The organism is Actinomadura latina NBRC 106108 (assembly GCF_001552195.1).
Taxonomy (GTDB): domain Bacteria; phylum Actinomycetota; class Actinomycetes; order Streptosporangiales; family Streptosporangiaceae; genus Spirillospora; species Spirillospora latina.
Genome location: NZ_BCQS01000026.1, coordinates 60,076 through 84,250, shown reverse-complemented (window position 1 = coordinate 84,250; position 24,175 = coordinate 60,076). Strand labels below are relative to the sequence as shown.

Below are 24,175 nucleotides of genomic sequence, written 5' to 3'. Positions count from 1 at the left end.
CTCCTTGTCTTCCATGGCGCCTACCGGGTTAGCTGACGGATTCGGGCATGGAAGCAGCCCTACGGCGCGGCTCTTCGGCGCGCCGATTCACCCCTGGAACGTTGGGTCCCCGGCTCCGTCCGGTCGTGTCGACCGGGACGGACTCGGCCTCGCACCGCGGAAGCGGTGCAGACTTTTTCGGATATATCTCAGCGACTGATCTCGGTGAGGGTGCGCGCATCGTGTGGCGCGCATCGCGTGCGGATACCGCTCCGCGATCCTCGGCCGTACGTGGCACGGCCGGCGGCAACGCATGGGGTGCGCTGCGGGATTCGAATAGAAGGTAGCAACCTTCTCAAGAAAAGCAAACCAGACACAAACCTCGGTTATGCCCGCTCAATGCCCTTCCAAGGATTCACCAACAGCGTCCGGCCGCCTGGTGTTCCCGATCTTTCCCCGACTGCCCCTCAGCCCTTTGCCCATGGGGCTTACCGGCCTATGACCAAAGGGTAAAGAACGGCCGGCGGACGGGCCCGGCACGCGGCCGTCCGGCGCGTGCCGGGCCCTCATCGCCGGTCCAGCTGAGTCCTACCTCACATGATGTGCCGGTCGCGGGACGGGCGTGCGGCCGGTCACTCGACGAGCAGGGCGAACAGCGTGGTGTCGTCCGCCGCCCGGTCGAACTCCATCCGCGCCAGCACGTCGTCCAGGGCCAGATCCGGGCGCAGCGAGGAGTCCTGCAGGATCTCGGTGAGGCGGCCGATGCGCTCGTCCAGGTCCGCGTCCCTGCGCTCCACAAGGCCGTCGGTGTAGAGGAACAGCATGTCCCCGGGACGCAGGTCGGTGGTGATCGTCGTGTACTGCCAGGGCATGGCGCCGAGCATCGGGTCCCGGACCACCTCCAGCGGCGAGGCCCGCCCCTCCCGGACCAGGATCGGCGGCGGATGGCCCGCGCACGTCCACGCAAGCACCCGGCGGGACGGGTCGTAATGCGCGACGATCGCGGTGCCCGTCGCGGGCGGGTCCATGGTGCCGACCAGCTCGTTCAGCCAGCCCACCAGCCGTCCCGCCGGCTCCTCCGTGCAGGCCAGGCCGAGCAGCCCGTTCCGGGTCCGCGCCATCGCCGCCGCCGCCGGCAGCCCGTGCCCGGCCGCGTCCCCGATGGCGAACACCGCCCGACCGTCCGGCAGCACCCGGGTCGCGAACCAGTCCCCGCCGATGCGGGCGGTGCTCTCCGCCGCCAGGCTGCGGACCGCCACGGCGAGGCCGGGCAGCTGCTCCACCTCGTCCTCGTCCGGCAGGATCGCGCGGCGCAGCGTCACCGCCACCTTCCGCTCCTGCGCCGTCCGCGCCTGCTGCTTCAGCATCTGCCGGCGGGTCTCGGCGAGCGCCCGCTCCACGCCCCGCCGCCGGGTGATGTCCTGCGAGACGATGTTGATCGAGATCGGCAGCCCCGAGTCGCCCAGCACCGGCTCGGCGAACACCCACAGGTGCCGGGGCGTCCCGTCCGGCCCGATCACCCGGTGCTCGGCCTCCACCGGCTCCCGGCGCGAGAACATCGTCTGGACGGCCTCCTCCACCAGCGGGAGATCGTCGTCCGCCACGGCTTTCGGCAGGTCGTGCGGCATCGGCGGCACCTCGTCGGGGCCGACGCCGTAGTTGGCGCGCATCTGCGGCGTCCAGTCCGCCTCGCCGGTCGCCAGGTCCCACTCGCCGAACCCGATCAGCGCCAGCCGCTCCACCCGCTCCAGCCGCCGCGCCACCCGGTCCTCGGCGAAGTGGTACCGCCACGTGACGCACACCCCGGTCGGCACCCGGACGCACCGGACGCTCATCCGGGACGACCTGGACAGGCCGCGCTGGGCGGTCGAGTACATGATCGAGTCGCGCTCCAGCGGCGCCCCCGTCTCCAGCACCTCGACGTACCCGTCGAAGAGCCCGCTGAGCACCGCACCCGGATCCGTCCGCAGCAGCCGCCGCCCGGTCAGCTCCTCCCGGCCGCGCCCGAACATGTCCCGCGCGGCGTCGCTGAGGTCGGCGTAGAGGAAGTCGGCCACGGCGCCGTCGGGGCCCCTGACCGGCACCAGGTGGGTGCAGGAGTCGAGCGTCCCGTCCAGCAGCGCCCGCGCCACCGGGTCGTCGCCCGCCCCGGCGAGGACCTCGGCGTCGCCCGAGGTGTCCTCGGCCGTCACCCGGCGCAGGACGTCCTCGGCCTCCGACAGGACGGCCTGGCGCTCCGCCGCGCCGCCCTCGGCCCGCGGCGCCCGGCGGTCCGCGATCACGGCCCCCACCGGCCCGCCGCCGCCGTCCTTGACCAGCAGCGCCGCCGCCTCGGCGAGGTCGATGTCCAGATCGCGCGCGAGCCAGATCAGATGCTGCAGGGCCTCCCCAGGCGGGACGCCGAGCCGCCGGGCCAGCACGACCCGCGCCTCGGACAGCACCGCGCGGTCATGCGCGGCGCCCCGCAGGTCCGCCAGGTCCGCAACGTGCACCCCGGGCTGGATGCCCTCCGCTTCCGCCAACCCTGTCCCCCGTTCGGCCTGCCCCTGGGAGAAAAAAGCTACATACGCCAGCGAAGGACTATTCGCCCACAACCTGCTAAACAGTCCAGATCTTTGCCCCGGTTTTCCGTTCCCGCCCGGACCCCACCGCTTCCGATGACCCACTCCGGACGGAACCCTGCCCGACCCTGTGACGCCCGTCACGCCGCCCGGTAGACGTCCCTGGTCAACGTCGTGATCCGCGCCGCCGCCGCCCGGAACGACGACCCGGCCGGCTGCAGCGTCAGCACCACGACGATCTTGTCCCCCACCACCCCGGTCGTATGCAGGACCGGCCGCCCAAGCCCCAGATCCGGCCGCCACGCCGCCGGCCGCGCCCCCCGCCCGCACGGCTCCGCCGGCACGTCCCCGAACCCCGACCACCCCTGCTTCACGGCCCACGGCCGCTTCACCGCCCGCGGAATCCCGAACGTCTGGTCGAACCCGTCCTTCGCGCACGGCGTCGACTTCCGCAACTGCCCCAGCACGAACTCCCGCCGCCCCTCCGGCACCTTCTCCAGCAGATACCGGTAGGTCTTCACCACATCCCGCGCACTCAACGCCGTATACCCCCAGAACCCGGGCTTCTCCGCGGGCGGCGGCGCGGTCTCCGCCAGCCCCGCCCGCCCCACCATCCGCTCGATGATCTTCCCCTGCCCGCCCCGCCGCCAGAACTCCGTGGCCGCCTGATCATCACTGGACCGCAGCATCGACTCCAGCAGCGCCCGGTCCGCCGCCGACGCCCGATGCCGCTCCAGGTAGTCCAGCGCGATGAGGATCTTCACCACCGAAGCCGACCGGAACGTCCGCCGCGCCCCCCGCTCCAGCACGACCCGCCCCGCCCGCCGATCAAAGACCGCATAAGACGCCCGAACCCCCGCCGGCACCCGGACCACGGACCCGGCCGACTCCGTCGCCTTGGTCCCCTCCGGCACCCTCGGCGCCTCAGAACTCCCGCCCACCGGCCGCGTCCCTCCCCCGCCCCCGCACCCGCACACCAGACCCGCGCACACGACCCCGGCGAACACGGCCCGCAAAGACACCATCCGCCTTGCCTACCAGAGATCAACGCCCCCGCAACCCGGTACGCACGACCCCGCGGACTGCGCTAGAGTAATCGAGCCCGCTCCAACGGGCACCGGGACGTGGCGCAGTTTGGTAGCGCACTTGACTGGGGGTCAAGGGGTCGTGGGTTCAAATCCCGCCGTCCCGACACAGAAACACCAGCTCAGAGGGGCTTCGGAGATCATTCCGGAGCCCTTTTTCGATCTTGAAAGTCGATGGGGAGCCAAAAGGGGAGCCACCGTCACCCGACCTACGCCGACTCGCCCGTACCGAACACCGAGTCGGCGACCCGTGCGCCCCGGGTGATCACCGGCCGGAGTTGGTGCCGGTACACCTGCCCGGTGACCGCCGGGGAGGAGTGCCCGCACAGATCGGCGATCGCCTCGATGGGCACCCCGCCGTCACTCATGATCGAGACGAACGAGTGACGCAGTTCGCGCGGAGACCAGGACTCCCCGATCCCCGCCTTCCTGGTGATGAGCCGGAACGCCCGCCGCACGTTCGCGGCGTCCAGCGGCCTCCCGGTCGCCGAGCAGAACACCAGCCCGCTGTCGCACCACGCCTGCCCCGCTCTGAGCCGCTGGGCGGCCTGGCGCGCGTGATGCCCGCGCAGAGCCTCCGCGGCCCGCAGCGGGAGCTCCAGCGTCCGGCGCGACTTGCCGGTCTTGGTGTCGCCGTGCGTGCGCACCGACCGCCACACGTAGATGGCGAAGGTGTCGCGGTCGAAGCCGGCCCGGGTCACCGGCCGCCATTCAGCCGCGTCGTCGATCCACGCCACGACGTGTGTCCACTTCAGGGCGCGGGCTTCCTCTGTGCGGACGCCGGTCAGCAGGCTGACCACGACGTAGGCGTGCAATTGCGATGACTGGGCCGCTTCCAGGACGGCCTGCGCCTGGTCGAGCGTGAGAGCCCGGCTCGGACGGCCGGCCGTACCCTTGGGGGTCTTGACCAGTTCGGCCACGTTCCGCATGACCATGTCGCGTGCTTGAGCCTGCCGGATCGCGCGTTTGAGGATCGCGTGCACGAGCCGCAAGCTCCGGGTCGACAACGTGCCCGAGAGCCCGTCCAGCCACTCGTCCACATCGTCGGCCCGCAGATCACCGAGCTTCGGCTTGCCGATCAGCGGGATGACATGCTTGCGGGCGAGGCTCCCGTAGTTGACGACCGTGTCGTCGTCGAGTCCCTTGAGGCCCTTGGCGAGCCAGTCCTCAACGCAGTCGCCGACCGTGTAGTTCGCCGGGCTCTTGATGCCCGTTTCCAGGTCCTCGACCGCTTCCTTGAGCCTGTCCAGGACCTGGCTCTTGGTCTTCCCCTTCCTCTTGAGCCGCCTGCGCTTGCCGTCGGGCCCGAAGCCGAGAGCAAGGGCCCCGGTGTAGCCCCCTTTCTCCGAGTAGATGGTGCCTTCGTACTTACCGATCAGGATCTTGCTCAATCGATCGCTCCTCGCATCGGTCGAGATACTCCTTGATCGCTTTCCTGATGACCCATGACACATCGCGCTCCTGTGACTGCGCGTACGCGGACAAGCGCTCCTTGAACGCCGTGTCCACGCGCACCGCAGGCAGGGTCGTCCTATCGTCGGCCATATGTGCGTTCTCCTCTCGTCAGTTGCAAATGCCGAGGTGAGAGCGCGCTCGCGTCGATGGAGTTATCAAGAAGCGACCCTCGGGCCTCCCCGACAGGGAGTACCCGAGGCGATACGTAGCACAATGTAGCACATTAACCACGGTGAGTTACCTGACATCTTCGACTGAGGCAATGAAGTCGGCGAGCTGCCGATCGGTGATCCGCCGTAGCCGACCGATCTTGATGCTGCGGAGGCGTCCGGTCCGGAGCAGCATGTAGACCTTGTCACGGCCGATCTGCAGGATCTCGGCGACCTGCTCGACCGTGTACACGACGCCTCCACTAATCCCTTGATCCACTGAGGACTCATCGGCCGCCGCATCGCCGTCCCTCCTCATCCGGCCGCCGGAGCCGGCAACCGGCACGGCCATATGGTCGGTCACCCGCATCGCCCCCGATGAGGCGGGCGCGCCGCAGCATTCGCATGTAGGCCCCTGAGAGCGCGCGTGAGTGGTCACGTGAAGCACCAGCCGGAGTCGCAGGTGCCGTCGCCGTCATCGAAGGGGAGGGTGTCGGCGGTGGGGGTGACGTCGGCGAGGGGGGCGTTGAAGCGGGTGAGGTAGACGGGGTCTTTGCCGAGGGCATGGCGGCGTTGGTTGATGGTGTTCTCCAGGTGGCAGGCCTTGGTGAAGAGGGCGGGTTGTTCGCGGCGCATGTCTTGCCAGGTGGTGAGGCGGTGGAAGGGGCAGAACCAGCAGGCGGATTTGGGTGGGACGGGCAGGCCGGCGGAGCGGAGGATGCGGGGGCAGTCGGTGCGGCGGATGCCGAGGTCGAGGAGGGGGTAGGTGATGCGTTCGTAGGGCTCATGGCGGCGGGTGTTGGCGCGGTGGATTTCGTCGAGGCTGATGCCGATGGCGATGGTGGCGGGGTTTGTGGCGCTGGCGCCGTGGGCTTTGAGCCAGCGGCCGATGACGCGGATTTTGAAGTCGGCGGTGCAGGAGCGGGTGCCGGGGGCGCCGTTGCTCATGCGGACGGGGATGGGGATGGAGCGGGAGCCTTCGCGCATGAGGCGGCCGTAGAGGGTTTCGGTGGTGCCGTCGCGGCGGATGCGGTGCAGTTCGCGTAGGTCGATGCCGTGGGCGGCGGCGTAGGGGGCCGCGTGGTCGCGGATGTAGGCCAGGGTGGCGGGGTGTTCGGAGTCGTAGCCGACGTTGGCGAACAGGAAGGTCTGGAAGTCGATACGTCCTTGGGCGGCTAGGACGAGGGCGGCGGTGGATTGCCAGCCGCCGCCGTAGCTGAAGGCGCGTATCGGCCCGCAGAGCGGCGGAGTCCTCGTCTTCTTCGGGTGTGGTGGCGTCGTCTTCGGATGTTGGCGGTTGGGTGTTGGGCGGGTGTGGGCGCGGACGTCGCCGAAACGGTGTCGGTCAGGGCTTGGGCTCGCGTGGTGGGGCAAGGGCAGGACCTCCAGTCAGGTTCGGGTGGAGCGCGGTGGGGTGGGGCGGGTGGCGCCGACGTATTGGCGTTCGCGGTAGGGGTTGCCAGTGAATTGGGTGATGCGGACGACGTCGCCGGTGTGGGGGGCGTGGATCATGCGTCCGTGGCCGTAGTAGATGCCGACGTGGTGGATGGTCGCGGGGACGCTTGGGTTGGTGGCGAAGAACAGCAGGTCGCCGGGCTGGAGTTGCGCTCTGGGGATGTGGGTGCCGGCGTTGTATTGGTCGGCGGCAACGCGGGGGAGGCGGATGCCGGCTTGGGCCCAGGCGTATTGGGTGAGGCCGGAGCAGTCGAAGCCTTTGATGCCGGCGCCTCGGGCGATGCCGTAGGTGGGGCCGGAGGGTCCGCCGCCGCCCCAGGCGTAGGGGGTGCCGAGCCAGCGCAGGGCTGCGCGGACGGCGGTGGCGCCGCGTCCGGTGGCGGTGGGGGCGGCGTAGCGGGCGGCTTGGTCGAGGACTTTGCGGACGTACCAGTCGGCGTGGTTGTAGTGCCAGATGGCCCGGTAGAGGTGCTTGCCGCCTTTCCCTGCGCCGTTGGCGCATAGGTAGTGGGCGGCGCCGTGGATGGAGTCGGCGGGGTTGTAGCGGTCTTTGTGCCCGTCGTGGTCGCCGTCGATGCCGTAGGCGGCCCAGGTGGAGGCGAGAAATTGCATGGGGCCGCCGGCTCCGGCGGAGTTCTGGCCGGTGTGGACGCCGGAAGCGGTGGATCGGCCGTGGTCGGATTCGATCTTGCCGATGGCGGCCAGCACGTTCCAGGGCAGGCCGGGGCAGGTTTGGGCGGCGTCGAGGTACCAGCGCAGGTAGGCGGGCGGGATGTCGCGCCGGGCCTCGGCGGTGGGCGCGCCGGCCAGGTCTGAGCTGGTGCCTGCGGCCGAGTCGCGTCCGGCGACCAGGGTGACCAGCGCGAGGGGGAGGGCGAGGGCGGCGGCGCATGCGATGGCGGCGGCCTTCACCGGGCCGGCCGCCAGGCCGGGGCTGGGTGGTTAGTCGGCGGTGTCGTGGGCGCCGGTGCGGGCTTGGCGTTGGGCGCGGTACCCGGCGCCCTTCTTCGGTGGGTCGGTTGGTTCATGGGCGGCTTCCCCGGGTTGCTGGTGGGGCTGCCGCAGCACCTCGCGGACTGCTTGCCAGGAGTAGCGGAAGTCCTTGCCGGTTTTGAGGGCGGGGATCTGCCCGGCGTTGGCCATCCGGCGGACGGTCTGGGGTGAGAGGCCGAGTTTGGTCGCGAGTTCGGCGGTGGTGAGGACGTCGGGGTCGCGGCCGGGTGTCTCGGTCATCGGTGGGGCTCCTGGGTGGGCGGTCAATGGTCGTCCTTCCAAGTGTGGTGGATCGGTGCTGCGGAAGCACATTGTTCGATGCGCTGTTCGGCGCGTTGACGTTTCTAGAAGTTCTTTGACGATGCTTGCGCTCTGCCATGATGCCACGTACGGTGATCGTTCAGCAACTCAGTGCATCGATTCGGGGGTATGTGGGTGAGTCTTCGACAAACCAGACCAATGCCGGCCGACCAGGCAGGCGACCAGGCGGGTGAGGACCTGGACGTGGTGGTGGCCGGCGCGCACGGTGGCGCCGGAACCTCCACGCTGGCCGCGCTGCTGCCGGCGGTGTGGGACATGGGCTCGATCGGTCCGCTGCTGGAGGTCGGCCGGTCGCCGCTGCGTGCCAAGGGCCGTCCGGTGGTGCTGGCGGTCCGCAACACCGCAGTGGCGGCCAAGGACGCCACCGCGGCGATCGGCGCGTTGCGGGACTGGGAGGAGGGGGTGGCGGCGCTGGCGATCGTCAGTGACGGCGGCCCGGAGTCGCGGGAGGCCACGGCGCGGTTCGCGCTGCTGGATGGTCGGGTCGGGGGCGTGGTGCGGGTTCCGCATGTGCGGGCGCTGCGGCTGGTGGAAGACCCGGCCGCGGTCGTCCTTCCCGGTAAGGCGCGGCAGGCGCTGAGCGATCTGCGCGGCTTGATCGCCGCGCCGGGCGGTGAGGGGTCGTGATGTCACCGATCTGGTGCGCGGTCGCCGTCGCGGAGCGTGGGTGGCTGCTGTCGGCTCCCCAAGACGGGGAGAGTCCGTCGGTGAAGGTCCCGGACCCGCCTCCGGACGCGCCGCCGGGGCTGGATCAGAAGATGGAGACGCTGCTGGCGTGGGGCAAGTGGGGCGTGCTGATCTGCGGCGTCGCCGGCTTGTTCATCTGCGCGGGCCAGATGGCGATCGGGCGCAAGAACCGGTCCACGTTCGCTGCCGACGGTGCCACCGGCATCCCGTGGGTGCTGGGCGGGTTGAGCCTGGCCGCGACGGCGGCTCCGATCGTCGGGGTGTTCTTCAGATGAGCCGACCCCACAACGAACAGCAGCCGGGCGGCGCCGCGTGGCGGCGCCGCGGCTGGGTCATCGCAGTAGCGGTGGTCGGTGGCGGAGTGCTGGTCGGCATGGTCGTCCCACCGGCATTCCGGACGTCCTCGAAAGGCACCCCGGTGATCCTGCGGACGACACGCGCCGAGCAGATGGTGACCGCGCCGCAGGTGTCGTTCGCTGGAGTGGTGTGGCGGGACTACCACGGCATCCTGCTCCCCTACTCCCCGCAGGACGGGCCACGCGACACCGGCGGGGATCTGGCGGCCGGGTTCGCGCGGACGCCGCGCGGGGCGTTGCTGGCCGCGGTCCATATCGCGGTGCGGGCCAGCATGCAGTGGGGCACGAAGGTGTTCGAGCCGACCATCGAGCAGCAGGTCATCGGTCCCGACACCGACGTCCTGCGCGACTCCACCCGCGACGCCTACGAACAGCACCGGGGCGACCGGAAGGACGGCGAACCGCTCGGGCGCGGCTATGGCGTCCTGGAGGGGTTCCGCTGGCTGGGCTACACGCCCGAGGCGGCGAGCTTGGATCTGCTGTCGGCCGGTCCTGGGGACAGCGATGTGACCGTGCGAGCGGTGACCCGCCTTCAACTGCGCTGGCAGGACGGCGACTGGCGTGTGGTCGCCCCACCCGGCGGGACGTGGGCGGGCACCGCGGCCCCGATCAAGTCGCTGGACGGCTACGTCCGCTTCCCGAGCGGGAGCGGCTGATGTCGCTTCTTCTTCCGCTCGATCCGTGTTCGCCGGTGCTGGATCCGGCGTGCGTGCAGCCGGTGGACAACGACGGCGGCGCGGCCGGGAACCCGCTGCTGCCCGGGCTTCCGACGATGCCGCGGCTGCCGAACATTCCGGGCGCGATCGGCGGTCATGTACTGGACGAGATGGCCGAGTCGTTCCAGTCGGCGACCGGGTGGCTGATCTCCAACACCGCGTCCTGGTGGGTGCACACCCCCTCCCCCGATCTGCAGCAGGCGCCGGCGGTCGGTTATCTGGAGTTGCTGGTGCGGCCGTTGACGGTCGCGGTGGCGGTGCTGGCGCTGCTGGCGGTTGCCGCGCGGATGGCGTTGTCGCGCAAGGCGCTGCCGCTGGTGGACGCCGGCCGCGGGCTGGTCGTGCTGGCGGTGGTCACCGTGATCGGGACGGTGGTGCCGAACCTGCTGCTGCAGTGGGGCGATGTGTGGTGCGGGTGGGTCCTGGACGCCTCCTCCGAGGGAGACTTCGCCCGCCGCATGACCCAGGTCGTGACGTTCCCGAGTGCGGCGCCGCGCGCGCTGGTACTCATCCTGTGCCTGTTCGCGCTGGTGATCGGGCTCCTCCAGGCGATCTTGCTGCTGTTCCGTGCAGGGGCGTTGGTCATTTTGGCCGGGCTGCTTCCGCTCGCGGCCGCAGGAGTGATCACCACGACGACCAAGGCGTGGTTCCCGCGCGTGGCGGGCTGGATGCTGGCCCTGGCCTTCTACAAACCGGCCGCGGCGGCGGTGTATGCGACCACGTTCACGCTGGTCGGCAAGGGCAGGGACCTGCACACGGTCCTGATGGGGTTGACGATGATGCTGATCAGCCTCATCGCCTTCCCGGTTCTGTTGAAGTTCTTCACCTGGACCACCGGCGGCACCGAATCCAGCCCCGGCGGCGGCATGCTCGGCACGCTGATGAGCAGCGCCACCGCGCTCGGCGCACTGCGCGCCTACGGCGGCGGCGGTTCGGGAGGCGGCCAGTCCAGCTCGGCCACCGAGCACACCACCTACCTCAAGCAGCAACTCGGCGACCCCGACACCACCCCACCGGGCGACGATGCTCCAGACCAGCCGCCTGCCCCGCCTGAGCCGCCATCCGACCGGCGTGCCCCAGCCGCACCGGGTGGCCACCCTCCTGCACCAAGCGCCCCGCCGGAGAGCGGCCAGCCCGACGCTGCATCGTCCGGGACGGCCGGGCACGGGTGGGCGCCACCGGACGGCGGTCACGGGGAGCCGGTCGGACCCGCCACCATCCGGACGGCCGAACGGGAACGTCAGCGTGGCGAGGACGCAGTCCGCTGGGCCGCGACCGGCAGTTTCGGTGGCCCGACCGGCGCGGCCGGTGAAGGGGGCGGCAGCCATGGGACATGACGTTCGCACCTACGGCGGGTGGCGTCGCCGGCACGGCATCGGCCTGCTCGGTCTGGACACCACCGCCACGTTCCTCGCGCTCGGCGCGGCGATGCTACTGGTCCTGCTCGCCGCCATTGCGCCGCACCTGCTGGCCTACCTGCTTCCACCGGCGTTGGTCGGCGGCGGGCTGGGGCTGGTGCGGGTCGGCGGTGTGCCGGTGGCGCGGCTGGTGCTGGCGCGGTGCCGCTGGCGCTGGGGTCTGTGGCGCGGACACCATCGCTACCGGGCCGGGGTCGTCATCGACCACCCGCGCGCGTTCCAGCTCCCGGGAGTGCTGGCGCCCTTGACGCTGCTCAGCGCCGAGGACGGGTACGGCGGCCGGTACGGGATCGTGTGGGACCGGCGCACCGGCCTGCTCACCGCCACCCTCCGTGTCGTCCCCACCTCGACCTGGCTGGCCGACCAAACAGACGCCGACGCCTGGGTCGCGGGGTGGGGTGGATGGCTGGCCGCGCTCGGGCATATGCCCGCCGTCCGGTGGGTGACGGTCACGGTGGAGACCGCGCCCGAGCCTGGCTCCACCCTCGCCGATGCCGTCCACCGGACGGTCGTCCCCACCGCGCCGGCCCCGGCGCGGACCATCATGAGCGACCTGGTCCGCACCGCCCCGGCCGCTGCCGCCGACGTCGACACCCGCGTCTGCATCACCTTCGACCCGCGTGTGTCCTCGGCGAGCCCGAAAGACCTGTACGAGGCGGTCGCCGACCTGGGCCGCACCTTGGACGGGTTGGCATCGCGGCTCGGTGGCTGCGGCGTCTCCGTCCTCGGCCGCGCCACGGCCGCAGAGATCGCCGGGGCCGTGCGGACCGCGTTCGATCCCGATGCGCGCGGCGAGGTCAACCGGCTGTTGGCCGGTCCGGACTCGCACGAGGTTCTGGGCTGGGGTGATGCAGGCCCGGTCGCCGCGACCGAGCACACCGGCCACTACGAGCACGACGGCGGCGTCTCCGTCAGCTGGGGATGGCATGAGCCGCCCCGCCAGAACGTCCGCTCCGACGTGCTGGCAAGGCTGGTGGCGCCAGGCCCGTTCCCCAAGCGCATCACCCTGCAGTACCGGGCACTTCCGGCCGCCGCGGCCAGCCGGGTCCTGCAGCAGGAGGTCAACGCGGCGGCGTTCCGCGCGCAGTTCCGGCGCCGCACCGGCCGCGACGAAACCGCCCGGGACAGCTGGGATTCGGCGCGCGCCCGCCAGGCCGCCGCCGAAGAGGCCATGGGCGCCGGGGTGTGCCTGGTCTCGCTGTACGCCACCGTCACCGCGACCGATCCCGAGCAGCTGCGCCGCGCGGTGGCTCATGTGGAGGCGGCGGCCGACTCGGCCAAGATCCGGCTGCGGCGCCTGTGGGGAAGCCAGGCCGCCGGCTTCGCCACCACCCTGCCGTGCGGCATCTGCCCACCCGTACTCTCGCGCCGCCTCATCCATTGACCGGAGGATCTAGCTTGCCGAACGCCGAAACCCTGGCCATGTCCGAGCCGCTCGCCCCGCCCTGGGGGTGGCGCGGTCGCGGTGCCGGACGCGCCACCCACGTCGAACCCGCACCCGAATACCAGGCCACCACCAGCCAGGTCTGCGGCCTCTACCCGTTCACCGCCGGGTCCGGCACGCCCACCGCCGGCACTCCCGTCGGACGCCACCAACTCTGGGGCGAGGTGGTGTGCCTGGATCCGCTGGCGTGGCTGCGCGAGGGGCTGGTCACCAATCCCGGCATGTTTGTCCTGGGGCAACCTGGCACCGGCAAGTCCACCCTGGTCAAACGCCTGGTCACCGGTGCGGTGGCCACCGGCACCACACCGATCATCCTCGGCGACACCAAACCCGACTACACCCGCCTAGTCGACTATCTGGGCGGGCAGGTCATCCGCGTCGGTCGCGGCGCCGACCGCATCAACCCCCTGGACGCCGGCCCCCTCGACCAAGCCCGCCGACGCCTGCCGGGAGCCGACGCCGAAACCCTGCGCTGGGAAGTGCGCTCCCGCCGCCTGTCCCTCCTCCTCGCCCTGGCCACCCTTGTGCGCGAGGCTCGCATCACCAACGCCGAAGAGGTCGTCCTGGGCCGCGCCATCGACCTACTGGACGACCGCCTCCCCCGCGAACCCACCATCGTGGACGTCCTACGCGTCCTCGAAGAAGGACCTGACGAGCTGCGGGGAGCAGCCCGCACCGACACCGCCGGCACCTACCGGGCCCAAACCCGCGACCTGGTCTTCACCCTCGACCTGCTCATCTCCGGCTCCCTGGCCGGCGTCTTCGACGCCGCCACCACCCGCCCCTTGAACCTGGACGCGCCCGCGATCAGCGTCGACATCTCCCAGGTCCGCGCCGCCGGCGACAAACTCCTCACCGCCGCGATGCTGTGCACCTGGGCCTACGCCTTCGGCATGGTCGACGCCGCCAACGCCCTCGCCGACCTGGGCGCCGCCCCCCGCCGCTCCTACCTCGGTGTCATGGACGAGTTGTGGCGCGCGCTGCGCGGCGCCCCCGGCCTGGTCGAGCACGCCGACGCCCTCACCCGCCTCAACCGCGCCAAAGGCATGGCCTCCATCATGATCACCCACTCCCTCGCCGACCTCGACGCCCTCGCCACTGAGGAAGACCGCGCCAAGGCCAAGGGATTCGCCGACCGCTCCGCCATCACCGTCCTGGCCGGCCTCCCGCCCCGCGAACTGGCCCGCGTCCATCAGATCACCCCGCTCACCGGCCCCGAGCAGCAGCTCGTCGCCTCCTGGTCGGCGCCCGACTCCTGGCAGCCCGGCGCCCGCCACCCCGGACGCGGCAAATACCTCATCAAGACCGGCGAACGCCTGGGCATCCCCGTCGAGCTCTCGCTCGTCGGTCCCGAGACCGACCTCTACGACACCGACCAGGCCATCCGGGTGGGCGTGTGACGCGGGCTCTTGGGCCGCGGGCCTCACTGTGGCACTCCAACGCCGGCGCCGGATGGCTCGTGCTCGCCGCCTGCTGGACGCCCATCGCCGGGCTGTGGACCGTGTGGCTGGCGGCGAAGCTGGGCACGGTCGCAGCGGGCGGGACGGTCATGCCGTTCGGCACCGACTTCGCCGTCGCCGTCGTCCAGGGACGGACCGACCAGGCCTGGCCAGGCACACCAACCCGGCTCATCCTGCTCATCCTCATCGTTCTGGGCAGCGCGCTCGTACGCGGCGGCTGGGAGATCTGGTCACGGATCGCGCGACGTCTTCCACAGCCTGGAGATCCCGTTGCCGCGCTGGCCGACAACGCCGGCCTGACCGCACTCCAGCCGGAAGCGACGGCCAGCAAGGCGATCGCGCTGCAACGCTCCCTCGCCAAGTCCCGCCCCGAGGACTTGGAGCCGGACGACATCGGGCTCGTCCTGGGCGACGTCCTGCTGCCCGGTGACCGCAGCGGCCCGACGTTGTTCGCCTCATTCGAGGACACCGTCGTGGCGTTCATGGCGCCGCGCTCGGGCAAGACGACCACCCAGTCGATCCCGCACGTGCTGTCGGCGCCCGGCCCGGTCATCGCCACCAGCAACAAAGCCGACCTGTGGTCGGCCATCGCCACCGTCCGCGCCCAGCGCACCGGCGGGAACAGCTGGCTGTTCGACCCGCAGCACATCACCTACCAGCCGCAATCATGGTGGTGGAACCCCCTCGCCGGACTGACCACCGTCGAGGACGCGCACCGGCTGGCCGGGCACTTCGTCCTCACCGTCGACGACGGCCAGAAGAAGGACCTGTGGGGCCCGGCCGCCCAAGACCTGCTGTGCGCCCTGTTCCTGGCCGCCGCGACCTCCGGCCGCTCTCTGCACCATGTCGCGCAATGGCTGGACGAGCCAGCCGTCCCCACCCCGATCGAACTGCTCCAGCAGGCCGGGTTCCAGCTCATGGCCTCGTCGCTGAAGGGGACGCAGAACGGCGCGGTAGAGACCCGCGACGGGATCTACCAGACCGCCCGCACCGCCGCCAAAGCCCTGCGCGACCAGGAGATCCTCGCCTGGGTCACCCCCAACCGGGGCCTGCCCGTCTTCGACCCGCACGCGTTCGCCGGCTCCCGCGACACGCTGTACCTGCTGTCGAAGTCGCTGTCGGCCGCCGCCCCGCTGATCGCCGCGCTCACCGACACCACCATGCGCGCCGCCGAACGCCGCGCCGAACAAGCCGGCGGACGCCTCGACCCGCCCCTGATCGTCGCCCTGGACGAGGCCGCCAACATCTGCCGCATCGCCGACCTGCCCCAGCTGTACTCCCACCTCGGCTCACGCGGCATCATCCCCGTCACCATCCTGCAAAGCTACGAACAGGGCGTCACCGTCTGGGGCGAACCCGGCATGGCCGCACTGTGGGGCGCCGCCACCCGCAAACTCATCGGCGCCGGCATCGACTCCCCCCGCCTGGTACGCGACCTGGCCACCCTCATCGGACAGCACGACGTCCCGGTCCGGTCCATCACCTACAGCGACGGGCGCGCCAGCGAACAGATCTCCCTGCGCCGCCAGGAAATCCTCGAAGCAGCCGACATCCGCGCCCTCCCCGCCGGGACCGCGCTGCTGCTGGCCACCGGCACCAAACCCGCCCTCATCCAGCTACGCCCCTGGTACAGCGGCCCGCACGCCGCCGCCATCAGCAACGCCATCACCACTGCCGACGCCGCGATCGCCGAGGCCGCCCGCCGCCACCACAACCGCCCGGACGACCTATCCACGCCGTAACCGCACAACCACCACGCATCCGCACGTCCACACAGAAGGGGGCCTTCACATGCACACATCCACCGCTTTGGAGGCTTCATGCCCGACCCTGCTCCGTCCGCGACCGACAGCAAGCGCCCCGAGTCGCTGTACCCGGATGTCACCGCCTGGGTGAGCGGACACTTCGTCCCGATGTATCGCCGCACCCTCGGCGGCGAGTTCCGCTGGTGCGCCCAATGGTGGCGGCACGGCGAAGCCATCTCCCGCCTCACCGCGCTGTGGTTCGCCTGGGAGGCGATGCGCCTGCAGGGCGCCACCGGCATGGCCCTGTGGTACCGCGACCACCTCGACCACCAGATCCCCGTCCTGCTCGGGCCACGCGGCCCCTTCTACCAGTGCACCGAGAACGAACACCTGACCCCGCACGAGGCCCGCGTCGTGGCCGTCCCGGCCGGATGGCTCGGCCCCGACACCGGCAAGACGACCCCGGCTCCGAGCGCGGTGGACGCATGATCGAGCGGATGGAGGCCGCCGCACTGGCACTGGACGCCTACGAGCAGTACTTGTTCGGCGACCTGGCCAACGGGCATCGCAGCGACCGCGCCGAAGCCGAAGGACTCCTGCACTCCCTGGTCGTCGACCTGATCAACTATGGCGACGGCAACCACCTGGACGTGGTCGACCTGCTGGACGCCCTCGTCCAGGCCCGCATCGACCGCGGCGGCGCCATCACCAACCCCCGCTACAGCTTTCGTCTGGACGCCGAGGTCCAGTTCCGCGACCACGACGCCGAGCCCTATCGGGGGTTCATCACCGAACTGAGATCCTCCGGTCCCGGGCAGGACGCCGAAGGCGTGCTGCGAATCCCGGGGATCATCGACCCGCAGCACACCGGCACCTCAGCGCTGGTGCCGGCGACCCGCATGGTGCCGCTGTCGACCCGCACCGCCGGGACCGTGTTCAGCGCCAGTGCCGCCGAAGACACCATCACCGACCTGCTCACCCGCCTACCGGCCGGGCACCGCGAAGCCGACGCCGACCCGCGCGTGCTGGCGGACCTGGCCGAGTTGTCCACCGCACTGGCCACCTGGTCGGGCACCAAGCCCGAGCACGTGCTGCAGCACCTTCGCTACCGGGCAGGCCAGATCCACCGCGCCCCCGACGACTGGTCCTCGACCGCCCGACGTGCCGCGGCCGGCTTCCCCAACGACATCGCCGCCCTCCTGGCCGGCGAACAGCCCGCCGCATCGTCGTCGTCCAGCCGCCCAGATCCCCCGCGCGCGAACCCGCATCCCCGGCAGATGTGACCACCACCCCTGCGTTCCCCGGCTCAGCTTTCGGAGGTACAGCAATGTCCGACCACGATGAGGCCGTCGCCGCCACACTCGACGCCTACCAGCACCAACTACTGCCCGACCACGTCCATAGCCACCGGTCCGACCCGACCCTGGCCGAACCGCTCATCACCTCGCTCATCGAGCAACTGGCCCGCTACGCCGACGGCCGCGCCCTCGACGTCCACGGCACCTTCGCCGAACTGCACCAGCAGCGGCTCGACCGCGACGGGCCCGACCATGACCCCAGCTACAGCTTCCGGCTCGGCACCGAGGTCCAGTTCCGGCAGGAACGCACTGCCACTGGCGCCAAGCCGCGTTATCCGCTGTGGCGCGGGTTCCTCACCGCCCTGGCCACCGCACCCGACGGCGAACCCCAATGCACGGTCCGCATCCCCGGCATCAACGAAGGCCTGCACGTCAGCGCGTCCGAACTGGAACCGGCCGACTCGCTGCTGCCCCTGCCCACCCGGACGGCCGGAGTCGTGTCCGACGCCCGGGACGCCGAATCGACGATCATCGACATCGCCGTCCGGCTCAAGCGCGCCGCCAACAACGGCCTGGTGCCCGATGAGCAGGCGCTGACCGACCTGGCGCAGCTGACGCTGCGGCTGGGCGCCTGGTCCGGCGGCCGACCCGACGCCATCATGCGCCACCTCTACGACCGCATCATCGACGCCGCCCAGAAACCGGCGAAGCACCCTCCCGGCCCCGATGCGGCGGCCCGGTTGGCCGCCACCGAGTTCCCCCAGGGACCAGGCCCCCTCCCCGCTCAAGACTCACCAGCCAGCACCAGGCGCAAGCCGGACGACCCGCCACGTCCGCGCAGGCACCGCCCCTGACCGTCCAGCTTCCCGCCCACCGCACAACCGGGAAACCGACACCCATGGAGGTTGCATGGCCGAAGCCAGCGCCGCAGAGTTCGCCGAGTTCGGAGCCGCCGCCCTGGACTCCTTCCAAGCGCTCTTCGAGGAGACCGAGCACCTCGACCACCGCAGCAACAACACCCACGCCCGCGAACTCCTCGGCGATCTACTGATCGACCTGATGCACTACGCCGACCACCGCGGCCTGGAGTTCAACGACATCCTCGCCCAGGCCAACGGCTACTACCTCAGCGAACACAGCAGCCCCGACGTCCTCGCCATCGGCGCGACCGTCCAGCTCGACGGGCCGGCCGCCGACGAGGCGATCCTGCTCGGCGCACCGACCCGCGGCACCGTCACCGGACTCCTCGTCCCCCACGACGGCCCGACCGAGTACGACGTCCGCTTCCTCGGCCAGACCAGCAGCCGCACCATCATCGCCGCCGACCTGGAACCGGCCCCGCCCTTCCCCGCCACGTCCACCACGCAAGGCGTCATCAACGATCCGCTCCAAGCCGAGGAGACGCTCGCCGAGACCATGACCCGCATCGGCCGAGCCGACCTCAGCGGCATCCAACCCCAGCAGCAAGATCTCGACGACCGCCGCGTCCTGCTGGACGCCCTGGTGACGTGGAACGGCATGGACACCCACGACGTCACCGACCTGCTCTTGGCCAAGGTGGAACCACGCCTCACCGCCTCGCAACCCAAGCCCCCAGAAGCGGGCACGCGGCTGGGACCGGCTCAGCTCGCCGCGCAGGCCTTTCCCGTCCCGCTCAACCAAGGGCTCGCCGAACGCCTACCCGACTCGCCACAGCCACAGCGCCTCACGGGTTCTCCCGACACACGCCACCACCGCCACCGCCACCGCCACCGCTAAGCCAGCTTTACCTGCAGAAACTCACCGCGACACGCGCATCACCACACTGCATGCACGTACCTCGATCAACGAAGCTGGCGGCCATCAATCCTAGTCATCAGATTTCGACTGCCTTGCCTAACAAGGCCAGGGCGTCGGACACCCACGGAGGTTCCGCTGAAGCACTTCTTCGACTACGCCACCCGCCAGATCAAGACCGCCGAATCCCTGCCCGCTCTCCTCGCCGCCGCCTTCATGGGGCTGGAGTTGATCGAGCGCGCCACCACCGTCCTGGCCCAACACGCACCCGAAGAGGCCTACCAGGCCGCGCTCGTCGAAGCGTCCGACGCCTGGTGGGCGCTCGTTGAGGCGCCCACCCTCGCCTGGCCCGAGCACTGCATGCCGGACGGCGAGGTCCAGGAGTTCGCCGAGGCCATCACGGGCCTGGTGATGGTGGTCGCCGAAGCGATCCTCAACGTCGCGTCCAAGTCCACCGATCCCGCCGACCGGGTGGCGTGCCTGCGAGCGGTCCACCACACCGGCAACGTCGCCGCGGCCATGAGGTGAGCGCCATGCCTGGCACCACCAGGCGCATCGACCGCGCCACCAACGCGCTGACCGCCTACGAACGGGACGCCTTCCCCGGCAAGCCCTCGCTCCTGCGGCGGGACGCCTTCTACGCCGAAGCCCTGCTGGCGGCGCTGGTCTGCGACCTGGAGCACTACGCCCACCACCACGGCATCAACTTCGCCTCCGCGATAAGCACTGGCCGCGCCCTGAACGCTTTGGAAGTCGCCGAGGACGCCCCGTACAAGGTCGGCGACCAGGTCCGCCTCATCCGCCAGCACGACCGCTGCGGCACCGTCATCGGCTGGCAGACCACCAGCCCCGACACCGAGGTGTCCTTCCTGGTCGCCGTCCCCGGCATCCCCTTCATCTACGCCGAACCCGCCGCCCACCTGGCGTCCGCACCCGCCTTCCCGCCCACCCAGACGCTCCTGGGCACCGTCCACCACGCCGACCAGGCTGAACAGCTCTACATCTCCATCACCACCCGGCTCGCGGACGCACTAGAACCGGCCCGGCACACCCTCGAACACGACCGCAGGCGCCTCCTGGCCGCACTGTCGTCCTGGAGTGGCATCCCCCAAACCCGCCTCCACGACGAACTCACCCCACGCCGCCCGTCCAGCAGACATCAACCGGCCGACACCAAGGCAGCCGCCGCGGACTTCCCCACCGACATCGACCAGAGACTCCCAGCAGCAGCAGCGCCGCACCCCCACGACCACGATCAGCCACCACCATCTCCCGGCTCAAGCCCGACACCCACCTGACCCGGTCTGCACTTGTCCACAACACCACGCCCGACCATCACCACGTCCGGACGCGCGCCAGTCTGTCTGGACCGGCAATGCCCACGACCACCCATGCCGTCCAGACCGGAGGACACCGCGATGACGCACGAACGCCACCACCACGACATCCGACACAACTGGTTCACCGAAATCCTCAACAACGCCCTCAACGACCTCGCCCACGCCGAACGCGTCATCACCTCCTACGCCACCCAGCAACCCGACGGCTTCATCACCTGGGGCATGGCCGAAGGCGAAGCCGTCCAAGCCCACCAAGCCCTCCGCCAAGCACCATCCCTGCACGCCACCCTCCCCGACGACCACACCGAGCAGAACGCCACCGCCGACGCCCTATTCGACCTCGCAAGCAAGGTCTCCCAAAGCCTGGTCCGAGCCGCCGAACTCGCCGGCGACCCCGACGACAAGATGGCCTGCCTCCAAGCCGCCCTGCACGCCGGACGCCTCCGCGACACCCTCCGGTAGGCGCCCATGGCCACCTTCGGAGAGATGACCGCGCTCGCCGACCAGCACCTCACCGACCTGCAACAGCAACTCCTCACCCAACACCTCAGCCGCGACCTCAGTGACCGCGCCACCACACCGGAACTCGCCCGCCTCACCCACGTCATCGCCCGCTACCACGACCAGATCGCCAACGGTTTCGGTGCCCCGCACCCCAGCGCAACCCGAGTCCGGGACGGCGCCCACCGCGCCGGCATCCTCGTCCAGCAAGCCGAACACCTTCTCGGCCCACCCGCAGACACCGAACTCCCACGGTCGCCACTGGCCCAGAAACTCCGCGCCGCCTCCATCGCCCTGGGCTGCGGTCTGGATCTACTGTCCACCCACTTCCCCACCACCTCCGACCAAGCGATATCAGCGAACGCCGCTTTGATCGCCGCACCCGACACCGCCCGCTCCCTGCTGCGCCAACTCAGCGTCCATACCGCCACCCTCGGCCGCCTCGCCTACCGCATCCCCGCACCCGCCGATCAGGCCGGACCACTTCTACTGAAAGCTGCGGTCATCGCCCGCATCTACAGCGAAGACCAGAACCCGCCACCTATCACCGCCATCCCGGTTCACCACACCCCCGACCGCATCCCGCCCAAGGTCGGCGAAACCAACGAGCAAGCCCTGGCCGGCATCAACGCCAGCATCTACCGGCTCAGCAATCCCGCGTCACCCACATCGATCACCACCTGGCGCTACCTCGCCCGAGCAGCCGCCATCATCTGCGACCTCAACACCAAAACCATCCGCCAACTGATCCATCGCGCCAACGAACTCAACGAACCCGACCACCTATCGGCACTCAAACAGGCGGCGACCGACCTGAAATACGTCGGCATCACCTGGAGAAGCATCGTCCGGCACTGGGACGAGCACATCGGACACTACGGCCACCCCGCCAACGGCCCCGCAACCGACGCAAGCGACCTCATCATTCGGCTCGGCCGCCTCATCCACACCGACCCCGCATGGACCCCAAGCCCCCGCGCCTCCAGCCGCCTCAAACCACCCCACCAACTTGCCCCCACCCTCGCCCACGCAGCAAGAATCGCCACCATCACCCTCAAAACCATCGAAGCCTGCAACAACCTCGCCACCCACCACCACGCCGCCATCAACGACGCAGCAGCAATCGGCACCCTCAACCGCCAGAAGAAATACCCCACCCACCGACCACGCGTACCAGCATCAGCCCGCAAACTCTCAACCCGCTACAACACAGCTCAAACCAACGGCCGCCAAGCCATCACCACCCTCAGCCAGGCCATCCACCATCTGGCCGGCCTCTCCCATCCCGTGCAGGAAGAGGTAAACCTAATTAGCCTTCGAGCAACAGCAGGAACCGAACAATATCAAGCATATCTGGCCGCAACCGAGTTTCCGCCCACCGCCAGCAGTTCCGTGTCCAATATTCCCACCACAGCACCCATAAGCGACCACCGCCAATATATCAAGCGCAACAAATAAAGAGAGTACGTCCGACGAGGCGATGAGGACCAAGGTCGGAGGACGGCCCGGCATCCCGTTCCACGTGTTGCGAACCCTCGTAGGGGCGATGAGGACCGGGCCCTGCACGCCGCCGTACTGCGACGCCATGTTGCGAACCCTCGTAGGGGCGATGAGGACGCGTCGGGGGCGAGGGAGGGGAGCCCGAACCGTTCGGGTTGCGAACCCTCGTAGGGGCGATGAGGACCACTGCGCGCCACCCGACGCAAGGGGGGAAAGTGAAGTTGCGAACCCTCGTAGGGGCGATGAGGACGTGAACGGTGAGTAGGGGGGTGGTGATCCACGACCAGTTGCGAACCCTCGTAGGGGCGATGAGGACGCCGTGCTCGCGGATCGTCTCCTCGACCCATGCCCGGTGTTGCGAACCCTCGTAGGGGCGATGAGGACGCCCCCGGCCAGGCCGGTGCCGCCGACGGCGGGATCCGGTTGCGAACCCTCGTAGGGGCGATGAGGACGCCTTGATCGGGGCGTCCTCGCCCTTCGCGGCCTTGTGTTGCGAACCCTCGTAGGGGCGATGAGGACTCGCCGCCCTGAACCGTCTACTCGCAGCAGCAGGAATGTTGCGAACCCTCGTAGGGGCGATGAGGACACACCGGTCAGGTGCGACAGGCGCATCAGGTTCACGCGTTGCGAACCCTCGTAGGGGCGATGAGGACCGGCGCCACCCGGTCTTGCGGCCCGCGGCGACCAGACCGGGTTGCGAACCCTCGTAGGGGCGATGAGGACACGGGCCGGGCTTCCCCGGTGACCCCGGCAGGCCGCTGTTGCGAACCCTCGTAGGGGCGATGAGGACGCCGACCGCCCCGGCTACCAGGACGAGTGGCGGATGTTGCGAACCCTCGTAGGGGCGATGAGGACCGCCCGTCCCACCGCGCCGTGTCCAAGGTGAGCGGCGCGTTGCGAACCCTCGTAGGGGCGATGAGGACCCCACGACGCGGGCATCCCAGCGGCGGCGGGCTGGTAGTTGCGAACCCTCGTAGGGGCGATGAGGACCCGGGCACCACGCCACCGCCCGGTTCACCGTGTACGCCGTTGCGAACCCTCGTAGGGGCGATGAGGACGAGGGACGCAATCACGGCGCCGGCCTCGAAGCCGGTTGCGAACCCTCGTAGGGGCGATGAGGACCCCCGTCGGCACCATCACCATGGACAAAAGGCCGTTGCGAACCCTCGTAGGGGCGATGAGGACCTTTCCAGCTCGCCGACGGCGCCGGGACGGTCGTCGCGTTGCGAACCCTCGTAGGGGCGATGAGGACGCGTCAGGGTGCCGACCGCGACGAGCCAGAACATCGGGTTGCGAACCCTCGTAGGGGCGATGAGGACCATTCTGGAACGCCGCCACCGGCGGGACACAGCACACGTTGCGAACCCTCGTAGGGGCGATGAGGACCCCTGGTCCTGCAGGTCCTCGCCAACCACGGGCGGCTGTTGCGAACCCTCGTAGGGGCGATGAGGACCCGCAGGCCACTTCCTGCCGCGCGCCGTCGCGCTGTTGCGAACCCTCGTAGGGGCGATGAGGACCGGCCCCATGGTAAAGCTGCAGGTGGGACGTGGCTTATGAGGCGCGTTTTCGGTCGATTCTTCAGCGACCCTCCGGTCGTGCAGTTGAGCCCGGCGTGTCGCTGAAATTTCCTTGATCGACTCCGGTGCGTTCGGGGTACCGCAGTGGGACTACAGGACGTCGGTCGGGGCTGGTTCAGCAGCGCCCCATGCGTGCCGGATGGGGGTCGTCCCGGGCGGGAAGGTGTACACGATGACGTTGTCGTAGCTGAGGTCCAGGAGGGTCTCGACTTCTGCTTGGAAGCGTCGTAGTTGGGCTGCGCTGACCTGGCCTTCGAAGACGCTGCGCTGGACGTGGTGCAGGTACTTGCGGCAGGTCCGCAGGATGCGGGGGTTCCGTTCGGCTGCGGTGTCGTAGACCACGATGACGTGCACGGCGC

The 24,175-nt window shown here is 70.1% G+C and carries 24 protein-coding genes, 1 tRNA gene, 1 CRISPR repeat array and 1 riboswitch; of the genes, 16 read left to right on the top strand and 9 right to left on the bottom strand.

The genetic code is table 11. The features are described 5' to 3' along the window. Positions 1-3: 3 nt before the first annotated feature. A riboswitch (cyclic di-AMP (ydaO/yuaA leader) is annotated at positions 4-159 on the bottom strand. Between the two features lie 452 nt (positions 160-611). After that, positions 612-2,471: a PP2C family protein-serine/threonine phosphatase gene (locus AL2_RS27435; protein WP_245666981.1), complete on the bottom strand. Its 1,860-nt coding sequence runs from the start codon at positions 2,469-2,471 to the stop codon at positions 612-614. Between the two features lie 209 nt (positions 2,472-2,680). Next, positions 2,681-3,349, bottom strand: a complete 669-nt coding sequence (locus AL2_RS27430; RefSeq protein WP_174550887.1) for a hypothetical protein — start codon at positions 3,347-3,349, stop codon at positions 2,681-2,683. Between the two features lie 309 nt (positions 3,350-3,658). On the opposite strand from AL2_RS27430, the gene AL2_RS27425 reads away from it, so the two are divergent. Further along, positions 3,659-3,732 (top strand) — tRNA-Pro (locus AL2_RS27425). A gap of 102 nt (positions 3,733-3,834) precedes the next feature. Here AL2_RS27425 and AL2_RS27420 read toward each other — a convergent pair. The 6 genes from AL2_RS27420 to AL2_RS27400 all read right to left on the bottom strand — a co-directional run bounded on the left by AL2_RS27420 (position 3,835) and on the right by AL2_RS27400 (position 7,917). Then, positions 3,835-5,016, bottom strand: coding sequence for a site-specific integrase (locus AL2_RS27420; protein WP_067638516.1), 1,182 nt, complete (start codon positions 5,014-5,016; stop codon positions 3,835-3,837). Then, entirely contained in the window at positions 4,994-5,170 is a 177-nt protein-coding gene (locus AL2_RS40165; protein WP_083946961.1) for a CopG family ribbon-helix-helix protein, read from the bottom strand. Before AL2_RS40165 ends, AL2_RS27420 begins: the two co-directional genes overlap by 23 nt. A gap of 147 nt (positions 5,171-5,317) precedes the next feature. After that, entirely contained in the window at positions 5,318-5,599 is a 282-nt protein-coding gene (locus AL2_RS27415) for a helix-turn-helix domain-containing protein (RefSeq protein WP_210747773.1), read from the bottom strand. Positions 5,600-5,664: 65 nt separating this feature from the next. After that, the gene (locus AL2_RS27410; RefSeq protein ID WP_210747772.1) at positions 5,665-6,603 is read right to left on the bottom strand and encodes a phosphoadenosine phosphosulfate reductase; all 939 of its coding nucleotides are present in this window, start codon (positions 6,601-6,603) and stop codon (positions 5,665-5,667) included. Between the two features lie 15 nt (positions 6,604-6,618). Beyond that, positions 6,619-7,596 (bottom strand): C40 family peptidase, encoded by a 978-nt coding sequence (locus tag AL2_RS27405; RefSeq protein ID WP_157438407.1) that lies wholly within the window; start codon positions 7,594-7,596, stop codon positions 6,619-6,621. Between the two features lie 30 nt (positions 7,597-7,626). Beyond that, on the bottom strand, positions 7,627-7,917 hold the full coding sequence (locus AL2_RS27400; protein ID WP_067638514.1) for a helix-turn-helix domain-containing protein: 291 nt from the start codon (positions 7,915-7,917) through the stop codon (positions 7,627-7,629). A 219-nt stretch (positions 7,918-8,136) separates the two neighbouring features. Between AL2_RS27400 and AL2_RS27395 the strand changes: the two genes are divergently transcribed. The 15 genes from AL2_RS27395 to AL2_RS27325 all read left to right on the top strand — a co-directional run bounded on the left by AL2_RS27395 (position 8,137) and on the right by AL2_RS27325 (position 22,197). Further along, positions 8,137-8,625: a hypothetical protein gene (locus AL2_RS27395; protein WP_083946958.1), complete on the top strand. Its 489-nt coding sequence runs from the start codon at positions 8,137-8,139 to the stop codon at positions 8,623-8,625. Continuing rightward, the gene (locus AL2_RS27390; protein ID WP_210747771.1) at positions 8,625-8,960 is read left to right on the top strand and encodes a hypothetical protein; all 336 of its coding nucleotides are present in this window, start codon (positions 8,625-8,627) and stop codon (positions 8,958-8,960) included. Before AL2_RS27395 ends, AL2_RS27390 begins: the two co-directional genes overlap by 1 nt. Beyond that, positions 8,957-9,697: a DUF8175 domain-containg protein gene (locus tag AL2_RS27385; RefSeq protein WP_157438406.1), complete on the top strand. Its 741-nt coding sequence runs from the start codon at positions 8,957-8,959 to the stop codon at positions 9,695-9,697. The genes AL2_RS27390 and AL2_RS27385 overlap by 4 nt, the downstream gene beginning before the upstream one ends. Then, positions 9,628-11,094 carry a TrbL/VirB6 family protein gene (locus tag AL2_RS27380; RefSeq protein ID WP_168444559.1) on the top strand — a complete coding sequence of 489 codons (1,467 nt, stop codon included), beginning with the start codon at positions 9,628-9,630 and terminating at the stop codon, positions 11,092-11,094. The genes AL2_RS27385 and AL2_RS27380 overlap by 70 nt, the downstream gene beginning before the upstream one ends. Next, entirely contained in the window at positions 11,084-12,559 is a 1,476-nt protein-coding gene (locus tag AL2_RS27375) for an SCO6880 family protein (protein ID WP_067638505.1), read from the top strand. The genes AL2_RS27380 and AL2_RS27375 overlap by 11 nt, the downstream gene beginning before the upstream one ends. A gap of 14 nt (positions 12,560-12,573) precedes the next feature. After that, on the top strand, positions 12,574-14,019 hold the full coding sequence (locus AL2_RS27370; RefSeq protein ID WP_245666979.1) for a putative type IV secretion/conjugal transfer ATPase: 1,446 nt from the start codon (positions 12,574-12,576) through the stop codon (positions 14,017-14,019). Beyond that, on the top strand, positions 14,016-15,821 hold the full coding sequence (locus AL2_RS27365; RefSeq protein WP_067638503.1) for a type IV secretory system conjugative DNA transfer family protein: 1,806 nt from the start codon (positions 14,016-14,018) through the stop codon (positions 15,819-15,821). The genes AL2_RS27370 and AL2_RS27365 overlap by 4 nt, the downstream gene beginning before the upstream one ends. Before the next feature lie 78 nt (positions 15,822-15,899). After that, positions 15,900-16,313, top strand: a complete 414-nt coding sequence (locus AL2_RS27360) for a DUF4913 domain-containing protein (protein ID WP_067638501.1) — start codon at positions 15,900-15,902, stop codon at positions 16,311-16,313. Further along, positions 16,310-17,107, top strand: coding sequence for a hypothetical protein (locus AL2_RS27355; protein ID WP_067638499.1), 798 nt, complete (start codon positions 16,310-16,312; stop codon positions 17,105-17,107). The genes AL2_RS27360 and AL2_RS27355 overlap by 4 nt, the downstream gene beginning before the upstream one ends. A 44-nt stretch (positions 17,108-17,151) precedes the next feature. Next, positions 17,152-17,976, top strand: coding sequence for a hypothetical protein (locus AL2_RS27350; protein ID WP_067638497.1), 825 nt, complete (start codon positions 17,152-17,154; stop codon positions 17,974-17,976). A gap of 55 nt (positions 17,977-18,031) precedes the next feature. Further along, entirely contained in the window at positions 18,032-18,880 is an 849-nt protein-coding gene (locus tag AL2_RS27345; RefSeq protein ID WP_067638495.1) for a hypothetical protein, read from the top strand. A 234-nt stretch (positions 18,881-19,114) separates the two neighbouring features. Continuing rightward, positions 19,115-19,426: a hypothetical protein gene (locus AL2_RS27340; protein ID WP_067638493.1), complete on the top strand. Its 312-nt coding sequence runs from the start codon at positions 19,115-19,117 to the stop codon at positions 19,424-19,426. Positions 19,427-19,431: 5 nt separating this feature from the next. Further along, positions 19,432-20,196, top strand: coding sequence for a hypothetical protein (locus tag AL2_RS27335; protein ID WP_067638491.1), 765 nt, complete (start codon positions 19,432-19,434; stop codon positions 20,194-20,196). A gap of 120 nt (positions 20,197-20,316) precedes the next feature. Further along, positions 20,317-20,700: a hypothetical protein gene (locus AL2_RS27330; RefSeq protein ID WP_067638489.1), complete on the top strand. Its 384-nt coding sequence runs from the start codon at positions 20,317-20,319 to the stop codon at positions 20,698-20,700. Positions 20,701-20,724: 24 nt separating this feature from the next. Beyond that, positions 20,725-22,197 (top strand): hypothetical protein, encoded by a 1,473-nt coding sequence (locus AL2_RS27325; RefSeq protein WP_157438405.1) that lies wholly within the window; start codon positions 20,725-20,727, stop codon positions 22,195-22,197. Positions 22,198-22,263: 66 nt separating this feature from the next. After that, positions 22,264-23,756: direct repeats of the CRISPR family, unit length 30 nt; unit sequence GTTGCGAACCCTCGTAGGGGCGATGAGGAC. A gap of 150 nt (positions 23,757-23,906) precedes the next feature. Here the strand turns inward: AL2_RS27325 and cas2 are convergent. Then, on the bottom strand, positions 23,907-24,170 hold the full coding sequence (gene cas2, locus AL2_RS27320; protein WP_067638485.1) for a CRISPR-associated endonuclease Cas2: 264 nt from the start codon (positions 24,168-24,170) through the stop codon (positions 23,907-23,909). Between the last annotated feature and the right edge of the window lie 5 nt (positions 24,171-24,175).

Excerpts from the sequence above, each read along its gene's own strand:
- AL2_RS27345 (WP_067638495.1), top strand. The coding sequence starts at position 18,032 with ATGGCCGAAGCCAGCGCCGCAGAGTTCGCCGAGTTCGGAGCCGCCGCC.
- AL2_RS27330 (WP_067638489.1), top strand. The coding sequence starts at position 20,317 with ATGACGCACGAACGCCACCACCACGACATCCGACACAACTGGTTCACC.
- AL2_RS27340 (WP_067638493.1), top strand. The coding sequence starts at position 19,115 with ATGGGGCTGGAGTTGATCGAGCGCGCCACCACCGTCCTGGCCCAACAC.
- AL2_RS27385 (WP_157438406.1), top strand. The coding sequence starts at position 8,957 with ATGAGCCGACCCCACAACGAACAGCAGCCGGGCGGCGCCGCGTGGCGG.
- AL2_RS27395 (WP_083946958.1), top strand. The coding sequence starts at position 8,137 with ATGCCGGCCGACCAGGCAGGCGACCAGGCGGGTGAGGACCTGGACGTG.
- AL2_RS27415 (WP_210747773.1), bottom strand. The coding sequence starts at position 5,599 with ATGCGGGTGACCGACCATATGGCCGTGCCGGTTGCCGGCTCCGGCGGC.
- AL2_RS27325 (WP_157438405.1), top strand. The coding sequence starts at position 20,725 with ATGACCGCGCTCGCCGACCAGCACCTCACCGACCTGCAACAGCAACTC.
- AL2_RS27355 (WP_067638499.1), top strand. The coding sequence starts at position 16,310 with ATGATCGAGCGGATGGAGGCCGCCGCACTGGCACTGGACGCCTACGAG.
- AL2_RS40165 (WP_083946961.1), bottom strand. The coding sequence starts at position 5,170 with ATGGCCGACGATAGGACGACCCTGCCTGCGGTGCGCGTGGACACGGCG.
- AL2_RS27350 (WP_067638497.1), top strand. The coding sequence starts at position 17,152 with ATGTCCGACCACGATGAGGCCGTCGCCGCCACACTCGACGCCTACCAG.
- AL2_RS27360 (WP_067638501.1), top strand. The coding sequence starts at position 15,900 with ATGCCCGACCCTGCTCCGTCCGCGACCGACAGCAAGCGCCCCGAGTCG.
- AL2_RS27375 (WP_067638505.1), top strand. The coding sequence starts at position 11,084 with ATGGGACATGACGTTCGCACCTACGGCGGGTGGCGTCGCCGGCACGGC.
- AL2_RS27335 (WP_067638491.1), top strand. The coding sequence starts at position 19,432 with ATGCCTGGCACCACCAGGCGCATCGACCGCGCCACCAACGCGCTGACC.
- AL2_RS27400 (WP_067638514.1), bottom strand. The coding sequence starts at position 7,917 with ATGACCGAGACACCCGGCCGCGACCCCGACGTCCTCACCACCGCCGAA.
- AL2_RS27390 (WP_210747771.1), top strand. The coding sequence starts at position 8,625 with ATGTCACCGATCTGGTGCGCGGTCGCCGTCGCGGAGCGTGGGTGGCTG.